This window comes from Gordonia otitidis NBRC 100426, assembly GCF_000248075.1.
Taxonomy (GTDB): Bacteria; Actinomycetota; Actinomycetes; order Mycobacteriales; family Mycobacteriaceae; genus Gordonia; species Gordonia otitidis.
Genome location: NZ_BAFB01000093.1, coordinates 42,807 through 51,832, shown reverse-complemented (window position 1 = coordinate 51,832; position 9,026 = coordinate 42,807). Strand labels below are relative to the sequence as shown.

Genomic DNA, 9,026 nt, shown 5'->3' with positions numbered 1-9,026 from the left:
CCCCCTGCCCGGTTCGGGAATCGTCGCAGTGCAGTCGTCACTGCCGCAGGCGCATTCGAATCGGGAGCCGCTCAAGAGCGCGAACATCGCATCCGAGGCGCGTTGCTGACGAGTCCGCCCATCGCCGCCGCATACCGCGTCGGCGAGGCGTCGTACCGCTGCGACCGCTACCCGCACGTTCTCCGCTGACATCACGGCGGTGATCTCACCGACCCCGTCACCACAGTTGTCGGTGAACACCCCGCGCTTGTCCAGAGCACGTTCACGACGTTCACGCACCGCATCCGGATCCTGGCGGAACACGATCCGATCCACCATGTCCCGCAGGCGAGGTCGCTTCCACGACCCTCGCCGCGTCCGCAAGGTGGTCGCGATCTGTTCATCCACAGCCGCCACCACCTCGGGCGGGGTGCCCGGCCCACGCACCAGATCGGTACGTGAGATCACCAGTCGCGCTTGCTCGACCGACACGATCCCCTCCCGCAGACAACCGAACACCTGCGGCAGATCATCACGCAGCACGATCGCCTCGTCGATCATGCGTTCCGCCTGCGAACGTGACACCGCGAAGACCCCTGAGATGCGTGCCGCCGCATCCGAGAAGCCGTCGACGATCAACCCATCAGACGCAGCACGCTCGACAACCAGCCGGTCATAGAGCACGCCGATCGACTGATACCGCGCCCACGCCACAAACGCCTCACCACACCGCAATCGGGTCAAACCCTCCAGCACCGCAACCGTGTCCGAACCCTCGGGAGCAGCGGGATCGACACCACCCAACAACCCGAGCGGCACGCCCGTTGCCCAATCCGACTGAACAGCACCGGACGTCGAATCGAATCGTCCCGAATCATCACCTCCCGCAGCCGAATCGGCTCCTCGGCCAACTGACTCGATCGACACCCGACACCCCCTCCGAACCACCGGATCGAACGTTTGTACCCATACTACGGGCGGACACCGACAAGAATGGCCATCCCAGATGCACAGAACACATCTGCGGATAAACCTCTGTGAGGCCAAAGTTTTCAGTGAAAGTCAACGTTGCTATATCGGAGTTCTACCTCCACAGTGGACGCCACATCACCGACCAAAGAGAGCAGCCCCACTGGTGAATACAGATCAGACAAGAGCACTGCAGGTCGCAAATGAACAGCTGGCGATTGATGAAATGTACGACCGTCTTGACGCCGAGCAGAACGAGATCCTCGCCGCCCGAGCACGCACCCTGACATCTGGGGCGGACGAGCCCGAGATGCGCGTAGCCAGAGATGCCGAGCTCCACCGAATCGACGCCGGGTTACAACGACGTCGACGCGCAGAGCGATCATTGTGCTTCGGACGTATCGACATGACCGATGACGGCGCGTATCTGCATGTCGGGCGGGTAGGTCTGCAGTCGGCGGAAGGCAGCACACTGCTCGTCGACTGGCGCGCCGAGGCCGCTCGACCCTTCTACGAAGCGACGACGAGATCACCACTGGGAGTGCGACGCCGACGCCATCTGCGCCTCGACGGTCGTACGGTCGTCGATGTCACCGATGAGATTTTGGATGGCACCACCCAGACCGAGAACGACATCGTCGGCGATGCACCACTCACCGCAGCGCTGACCGGTGCGCGATCGGGTCGCATGCACGAAGCAGCAGCCACCCTGCAGGCAGAACAGGATCAGATCGTCAGGTCGCAGCATCGCGGAATCGTCGTCGTCGACGGCGGTCCCGGGACAGGAAAGACGATCGTCGCACTCCACCGCGCCGCTTACGTGCTGTACGCATTTCCGTCGATCGCCGACCGCGGCGTGCTGATCTTCGGTCCCAACGCTCGGTTCTTGTCCTACATCTCGGACGTGTTGCCCTCTCTGGGAGAGAACGACGTCGCCATGGCCACGGCAGCCGATCTCGTCGACGTCCAACCCGATCGTCTCGAATCCGACGACATCGCACGCGCCAAGGGGCGCGCATCATGTGCCGCGACACTCGAGGAGGTCGTCCGGGCACTGCAGCCGCACGGGAGGTCGTTGCGGTTGCACACCGGGCACGGCACCATCGTCGTCGAGGCAGATCGCGTCGACGATGCTCGACGCCGGGCTCTCCAAGGAGGGGTCGGACACAACCCCGCGAGAGAAGCCTTCATCGAGTACATCGTCGACGACGTCGTCACCGAACTGGAACGACAGACTGTGCAGGAGATCTCCGACTTCGAAGCCGAGATCAAGGAAGCGTTCGGCATCGATCTCGATCGCATGTTCGCCGGCGAGTACCGCGACTCACCCGATGCCGCAGAGTCTTCGGGATTGGATGAGATCGACTGGGACCGAATTCGCGACGACCTCCTCGAGGATGAAGTTATCCGCGCGAGCGTCGATCGCGTCTGGCCCCGTCTTCAGCCGAACGAGGTTCTCCAGACCGCCCTTCGAGACGACGTTGCCCTACGCCGACTACTTCCCGAACTGTCAGACGAAGCCATCCACTCGGCCATGTCTGAATCCCAATCAGGTTGGACTGTCGCCGATCTCGCGCTACTCGACGAGCTCCACACGCTTCTCGACGGCCCACCGGACACCGTTTACGGGCATATCGTCGTGGACGAGGCACAGCAGCTGTCCGAGATGCAGTGGCGCATGCTGATGCGCCGCTGCCCCAACCGGTCGATGACCGTAGTCGGAGATCTCGCCCAGGCGGGACCGGCCACCACGATCACAGCGTGGGCTGACGCTCTCGACCCGTTCGTCGCCGACCGTTTCGTCCATCACACCCTGACCATCAACTACCGCACAACCGCCGAGATTCTCGACGCCACCGCCCCACTACTGAGTCGGATCGCGCCCAGCCAACGGCTTTCGCGCTCGCTCCGCCATGGAGACCAGCCGATCGTCGTCACAGCTTCCGATCACACCGTCGATGCCACCATCGGCACGCTCATCGCCGAGCTACGACGCGACCATCCCGGCGAACTGATCGGCATCATCGCCGCGTCAGGGCGGGCCGCAGTGCTGGGCGCTGACGGCCGTGAGACCCGCCTACGAGACACGAACGCCAGGCAGTCGAGTCGTGTCGGCCCCGACGTGCTCGTCATTCCCGCAGCAGAAGCCAGGGGCTTGGAGTTCGACACTGTCATCGTCGTGGCACCCGACGAGATCGAATCCGCCGGCGCGGCTGGGCTGAGAGATCTGTACGTGGCACAGACGCGAGCCACGAAGCGACTGATCACGGTCATCCGCACCGAGTGACGAGCGCATAGCTGAATCGCGCGACTGGTCAGCCTGACGCGGCGAGCGTGCGGACCTTCACAGACGAACCCGCCTCACCACGCAGCACCTGCAGCTGTGACGGTATCCGCGCACGCAACTCGTCGACGTGACTGACCACGCCGACAACCCTTCCACCGGAACGCAATTCGTCAAGGACACCCATGACCAGATCGAGCGACTCCGGATCGAGGGTGCCGAATCCCTCGTCGATGAACATGGTGTCGAGCACTCGTCCACCCGATTCCGCGGACACCACATCAGCGAGGCCGAGTGCCAGCGCGAGGGAGGCAAAGAATGTCTCGCCGCCGGACAGGGTTGTCGCCGCGCGAGTCGCGCCGGTGTACTCGTCGCGCACCTCGATGCCGAGGCCACCGCGCCGACCGCGTGGTCCGCCTGCGTCGGTGTGTGCGAATTCGTATCTCCCCGCGGACATCTGACGGAGTCGGACTGACGCTGCCACCAGTACCTCTTCGAGGCGCGCCGCGAGAACGTAGGAGCGCAGTGTCATGCGCCGCGCATTCTGGCCGCGACCGCTGACCAGTTCGGCTAGCTCGCGAAGCTCCAGCTGTTTGGCTCTCACGGGCTCGATGGCGCTCAACGCCTCCCAGTACTGGGCGACGTGATCGGCCAATCCGCTCACACGACGCCCGGCCACGGCCTCGGCACCCGCCGCGGTGTCATGGCGTTGACGAGCGTTGTCAACAGCCGCAGCCAGCGCATCGACGTCAACGGGTTCGGCGGCAAGTGCTGCGCGGACGTCGTCGTCATCCAGCGTTGCCTGCGCCTCACTGCGCAAGCCGTGCGCGCGCCGCAGTGACGACTCCCAGATCTCCATCTGTTCGGGAGTCGCCATAGCGGCGCGGACCGCTTCTTCGTCGACCAATCCGGCATCCGCGCACGCCTCCGCAAGGCGTCGGGCTGTGCGCTCGAGACGCTCACGTGATCGGATGACCTCGGCGCGGTCGTCTCGTACCGAGGTTGTGGCGCGACACACCTCGGCTAGTTCCTCACGCCGTGCGGCGACGCTGACCCGACCTCCGGTCGCCTGTGCGACCTCGTCGTCGAGCGACGTCAGCTCGGCGCGCAGTGCGTCGAGCCGCGTCGACGCCGACGCACGGGCGGACTGCTGTTCGCCTCGCTCGGCGGTCAGCCGCTGGGCTTGGGCGTCGAGATCGTCGACCTCGCGCTGCAGATCGTCGATAGAGCCTGCAACCCGTTCGGCTGTCGCGAGACGCGCTGCAGCGTCTGCTCGTTCGGCAGCGATTCCTTCGCGGCTCGCACCGCCGATAATGCTGTCGAGATTCGCCCTGCGCTCGAGATAGGTACCGAGCGACGACCGCGTTGCCGCCACGTCGTCGGCCGCGCGTTGCTCGATCTCGGACGCTGCGCGCTCATCGACGTCGCTGACACGAGCCTCGGGGCTTGCAGTCGTCGGCGCCGGATGAAGCGACGACCCACACACGACGCAAGGCTCGCCGTCGACGAGTTGTGATGCCAGTTCCGCGGCCATGCCGGTGAGTCGACGCTCGCGGAGGTCGAGCAGATGCGAGCGAGCGTCGTTGTGCGCCTCGCGGGCGTCGTGAAGTCGACGCTCGGCGCGCTCGATCGTCTGCGTGAGTTCTTCGCGCTGGCCGAGCGCAAGGTCGACCGTCTCGACCTTCTCCACTCTGCCACGCAACATCTCGAGCTGTGCGCGCTGGTCGCGAGCAGCACCCAACGCGTCGATCGCACCGGCTTTGCGCGCGGGCATCGCTGTCAGCGCGGCGTCGATGTCGTCCACACGGGCAGTCGCGGTCGCGATCTCCCGTTCGACGGCGGCTATGTCGGCAACGATGGTCGGGCGTTCGTCAACTCTGCGCGCCAGCGGTTCGAGGCGGACCGATTCCGCCGCCCAGGTGTCGGCCGCCCCCTCGAGCTCGCCGTCTGTGCACCCGTGCAGCGCAACAGCTTCCGGTAATGCAAACAACGCCGATTCTGACCCGGCACAGCGTGCGAGGGACCGCTCGAGCGCTTCGAGAGCATCACGATGATCGACCATCAACGGCACCACCGGAGCTGCGCGTCGTGCAGCCGCGAGATCGGTCTCGGCACGGTGGAGCTCAGCGCTCGCAGCCTCGAGTTGATCGATCTTCGACCGGGCAGCGAGTCCTCTCTGCCGGTCGCGCATGAGACTCGTTCCCCGATCGTATGTGTCTTGCGCTCGCTCGAGTTCGGCTCGAACCGACGACAGTCGGAGGACCTCGCGCTCATGTGACTCGCGTGCGGCGTCGAGACATCCCTGGGCCCAATCCATATCGGGCTCGACGGGCGTTTCCGTCTCGGCCAGCGCCGCGACCTGGGCCGCGATCCGACCGAGCGTGGCCTCCTTCTCGTCGAGCGCTGCATTGCCCGCACGCGCGTGGTCGCGCAACCATTCCTCGACGTCGCCGAAGCGCTCGGTGTCGAACAGGCGTTGTAACAGGGCTTCTCGATCCTCGTTGGCAGCGCGCAGGAACCGGGAGAAATCGCCCTGCGGCAGCAACACCACTTGGAAGAACTGCTCGGCACTCATACCGAGGAGACTGGCGATCACCTCGCCGATCTCGGGTAGCCGCGTGAGCGGTACGCCTGACCCGTCGATCCAGTCGAGGGTGGCCTTGGCCTGCACCTTGGTGGTGCCTGTCCCCCGCTTCTTCGGGCGGTGATACTCCGGGGATCGCACGATGCGCAGCCTGCGTCCGCTGATGGTCGCTTCGAGCTCCACCTCCGGAACCTGTTGCGCCGACGCATGATCGGAGTGCAGTCGCTTGGCGTCGTGACGCGCTCCCGGCACCCGACCGAACAAAGCGAACGCAACGGCGTCGAGAATCGTCGTCTTCCCCGCACCGGTCTGCCCGTGCAAGAGGAACAGCCCGTCCTCGGCGAGGGCGTCGAAGTCGACGGTGACGTCGTCGGCGAATGGACCGAACGCACACATGCGGAGGCGATGAAGTCTCATGCCGTCTCAGCCATGGTGTCAATCTCGAACAGCGTCAGCGACTCTGCTGTCTTCTCGGCCCCGCGCGACTCGTCGACCTGCCCCGCCGCAGCAACATGCTCCGGCTCACCGACGACGGCCCGCAACGCGGCATCGAGGAGCGCACACTCCGCAGCCGTGGGTTCGTCACGGACATCAGTGACGAAGGAGCGGATGATCTGTGCATCGGTTCGCCCGTGCACCCGCGAGTGATAGTCGAGTTCTGTTGCTGCGTCGGGACGCTGCCACTGGACGTGCACGGCATGTGGGAAGCGTTCGCGGAGTCGACGCATCGCGTCGACCGGGCGTGTCGCATCGGTCAACGTCGCCTCGACGTAGTGCTCCTCTGCGCCTGCATGATCGGTGGACGTCAACAGTTCGTCGAGTGTTCCCGTGAGCGAGCTGAGGCCGCGCACCTCCTGAATGTCGTGGCGTCGCACCTCGGTGACTCCGTCGGCGCCAAGGTCGACGAGCCACACCGCCTTGCGGTGCGTGCGCTCGCCGAACGAGTACGGCAGGAACGACCCGCTGTAGCGCACGGCCGGCGTGATCTCCTGCGGTGAATGCAGGTGACCGAGAGCAACGTAGTCGATACCGGAGAAGGTCTCGGCGGCAACGGTTTCCACACCACCGACGCTGATGGATCGCTCAGTACCGGTTGCCTCGCCCCCGACGACGAATGCGTGTGCAGCGACGACCGAACGTGCGTTGCGAGAGGCGAGATCGCCGCGAATGCGGTCCATCGCCGCGGTCAGAACATCCTGGTGGCCCCGAGCGTCGGGGACACCGAGGGCCACTCGACTGACCTCGGGTTCGAGGTACGGAATGCCGTAGATCGCCACGTCCCCGTACTCGTCGGAGAGGATCACCGGATCGTCTATGGCATCGACAGATGTCCGCAGATGTAGTCCGCCAGCTGCGGCAAAGGCAGATCCGACGCCGAGTCGGGTCGGGGAATCGTGGTTGCCCGACGTCACGACGATGGCTGCCCCCGCCGCTGCAATCGCCGCGAGTCCCTCGTCATACACACGCACGGCGTCGGCAGACGGCACCGACCGGTCGTACACGTCGCCCGCGACCACCACGACGTCGACGGACTCCTCCGCGACGATCGCTGCCAACTGAACAAGCGTCTGCCGCTGGTCGCCGAGCAGATCAATGCCGTGAAACGTGCGACCGAGGTGCCAATCGGAGGTGTGCAGGATGCGCATGACCAACACCGTACGATCTGCCACCGACAGATCTGCGGAGGCGCGTCAGCGGTCGGCCCGCGCGCTCAGGCGGCGCCGGCCTCCTCCACCGCACCCTCGGCGCCGGCAGCAGCTTTCACGTCCACAGCAGGCGGATACGAACGCTGCCCCGCCGGGCGCTTGAGGAACAGTGTGGCCACCACGCCGATCAGCAGTGCCGCCGCAGGCAGATACAGCGTCTGCCCCATGGCATGGGCGAACGGTTCGCGCACGGCGTGGCCGAAGACCTCGATCGGCAGCTGCTTGGCACTGTCGTTGTTCGATGCCGTGTCCATGCCCGGCAATTCGGCTGCGAGCCTGGTCTGCATCAACGCACCGACCGCGGCCGCACCGATCACCGACCCGATCATTCGGGTGGTGTTGTAGACACCGGCGCCCGCGCCCGCCTGATACCAGGGAAGATCGCGAGTGGCGGTCGCCGCGAGCGGCGCCCAGATGCCCGCCGAGGCGATACCCATCAGGCACAGCGGCAGGATGAGCTGCCACACCGGCGTGGCCGAGCGGGCGATGGCGCCCATCCAGAACAGCGAGATCGAGGCCAGCAACAGTCCTGTCGAGATGATCAGGCTCGGATGCACCTTGTCGAGGATCCTGCCGACGATCGGCGCGAGAACACCGGTGAAGATCGCCATCGGCACCATCACCAGTGCGGACTGCGTCGGCGTCATGCCTCCCACGAGTTGCAGGAAGAACATCGCCGGAATCATCTGGCCCGAGATCGCGAAACCCATGGAAGCAATACCGATGTTCGACAGCGAGAAGTTGCGCTGACGGAACAACGACAACGGCACCAGCGGCTCGGTCTTGACCCGCGACTCCCAGTAGATGAAGAGTGCGAACACCACGATTCCGACGATGATCAGCGTCCAGATCCACGGCGCCCAGTCGTACTTCTCTCCGTCCTGGATACCGAACACCAAGGCGGACAGACCGACTGCCGACAGCACCACACCGACCCAGTCGAAACTGTGGTCGTGCTTGTCGACCTCGGGGACCAGCACTGCGGCCAGGATCAGTCCGACGATTCCGACGGGCAGGTTGACGAAGAATATCCACTCCCACCCGAGGTTGTCGGTCAACACGCCACCGAGCAAGGGGCCGACGAGTGTGGCGACACCGGCAACCGTTCCCCAGACACCCATTGCGGCGCCACGCTTTTCGGGCGGGAAGATGCGTTGGATCATGGCCATCGTCTGCGGGGTGATCAGTGCGGCACCGATTCCTTGCAGCGCGCGGGCCGCGATCAACTCGCCGATCGAACCGGAGAACCCGCACCAGACACTCGCGGCGGTGAAGACCACGAGGCCGACCTGGTAAACGGTCTTGGGTCCGTACTTGTCGCCGAGCCTGCCGGTGATCAACAGCGGCACCGCGTAGGTCAGCAGATATGCACTCGTCACCCACACGATGCCGTTGACATCGGTGTCGAGAGATGCGCGGATCTGCGGCTGCGCGACGGCGACGATCGTCATGTCGACGAGGATCATGAAGAAGCCGACACACAGCGCCATGAGCGAGAGCCACG

Annotated in this window: 5 protein-coding genes; 1 reads left to right on the top strand and 4 read right to left on the bottom strand. The window is 65.1% G+C overall.

The features are described 5' to 3' along the window. The coding region (locus GOOTI_RS09420) for a DUF222 domain-containing protein (RefSeq protein WP_039993837.1) at positions 1-906 on the bottom strand (906 nt) is incomplete at its 3' end. A 208-nt stretch (positions 907-1,114) separates the two neighbouring features. Between GOOTI_RS09420 and GOOTI_RS09415 the strand changes: the two genes are divergently transcribed. Further along, positions 1,115-3,235: an AAA family ATPase gene (locus GOOTI_RS09415; RefSeq protein ID WP_039993836.1), complete on the top strand. Its 2,121-nt coding sequence runs from the start codon at positions 1,115-1,117 to the stop codon at positions 3,233-3,235. A gap of 28 nt (positions 3,236-3,263) precedes the next feature. Here the strand turns inward: GOOTI_RS09415 and GOOTI_RS09410 are convergent, their stop codons facing one another. From GOOTI_RS09410 to GOOTI_RS09400, 3 genes are all read right to left on the bottom strand, one after another. After that, entirely contained in the window at positions 3,264-6,233 is a 2,970-nt protein-coding gene (locus tag GOOTI_RS09410; protein WP_039993835.1) for an AAA family ATPase, read from the bottom strand. Beyond that, positions 6,230-7,462 (bottom strand): exonuclease SbcCD subunit D, encoded by a 1,233-nt coding sequence (locus tag GOOTI_RS09405; protein WP_007238350.1) that lies wholly within the window; start codon positions 7,460-7,462, stop codon positions 6,230-6,232. The genes GOOTI_RS09410 and GOOTI_RS09405 overlap by 4 nt, the downstream gene beginning before the upstream one ends. 65 nt (positions 7,463-7,527) lie before the next feature. Further along, entirely contained in the window at positions 7,528-9,012 is a 1,485-nt protein-coding gene (locus GOOTI_RS09400; protein ID WP_233425466.1) for an MFS transporter, read from the bottom strand. Positions 9,013-9,026: the final 14 nt, after the last annotated feature.